This is a genomic window from Alteromonas sp. KUL106 (assembly GCF_009811415.1).
In the GTDB taxonomy this organism is placed as follows: domain Bacteria; phylum Pseudomonadota; class Gammaproteobacteria; order Enterobacterales; family Alteromonadaceae; genus Alteromonas.
The window spans coordinates 1-1,125 of sequence record NZ_BLIG01000073.1 but is presented as its reverse complement, the minus strand read 5'-3'; the positions used below and the strand labels follow the sequence as shown (position 1 = coordinate 1,125).

1 rRNA gene is annotated in these 1,125 nt (G+C 49.1%); it reads right to left on the bottom strand.

Annotated features, from left to right (window positions below):
* Positions 1-1,042, bottom strand: a 23S ribosomal RNA gene (locus GVO63_RS19250); the annotation flags it as partial.
* Positions 1,043-1,125: the final 83 nt, after the last annotated feature.

The following is a 1,125-nucleotide window of genomic DNA, read 5'->3' as shown; positions in this document are numbered from 1 at the left end:
CTCCTAGCTGTCTGTGCCTTCCCACATCGTTTCCCACTTAGCAATATTTTGGGACCTTAGCTGGCGGTCTGGGTTGTTTCCCTCTCCACGACGGACGTTAGCACCCGCCGTGTGTCTCCCGGATAGTTCTCATTGGTATTCGGAGTTTGCAAAGGGTTGGTAAGTCGGGATGACCCCCTAGCCTTAACAGTGCTCTACCCCCAATGGAATTCGTCCGAGGCTCTACCTAAATAGATTTCGGGGAGAACCAGCTATCTCCCGGTTTGATTGGCCTTTCACCCCCAGCCACAAGTCATCCGCTAACTTTTCAACGTTAGTCGGTTCGGTCCTCCAGTTGATGTTACTCAACCTTCAACCTGCCCATGGCTAGATCACCGGGTTTCGGGTCTATACCTAGCAACTCAACGCGCAGTTAACACTCGCTTTCGCTACGGCTCCGTTATTCACTTAACCTTGCTACTAAATATAAGTCGCTGACCCATTATACAAAAGGTACGCAGTCACACCACGAAGGTGCTCCCACTGCTTGTACGTATACGGTTTCAGGTTCTATTTCACTCCCCTCACAGGGGTTCTTTTCGCCTTTCCCTCACGGTACTGGTTCACTATCGGTCAGTTAGGAGTATTTAGCCTTGGAGGATGGTCCCCCCATATTCAGTCAAGATAACACGTGTCCCGACCTACTCGATTTCACTGTAAAGATTGCGTCGTGTACAGGGCTATCACCTTGTATCGCTCCTCTTCCCAAAGGATTCCACTACATTCAATACAGCTTAAGGGCTGTTCCCCGTTCGCTCGCCGCTACTAGGGGAATCTCAATTGATTTCTTTTCCTAAGGGTACTTAGATGTTTCAGTTCCCCTCGTTCGCCTCGTTACACTATGTATTCATGTAACGATACCTGTAAACAGGTGGGTTTCCCCATTCGGACATCTGTGGCTCAAATGCATTTTGTCGGCTCACCACAGCTTTTCGCAGACTTACACGTCCTTCATCGCCTCTAACTGCCAAGGCATCCACCGTATACGCTTCGTCACTTAACCATACAACCCCAAACAGCCTTTTGACTTCTGTCTAAGTTATGTCGCATGCATGACAAGCTAATCGGAAGAATTGCCTTGCTATC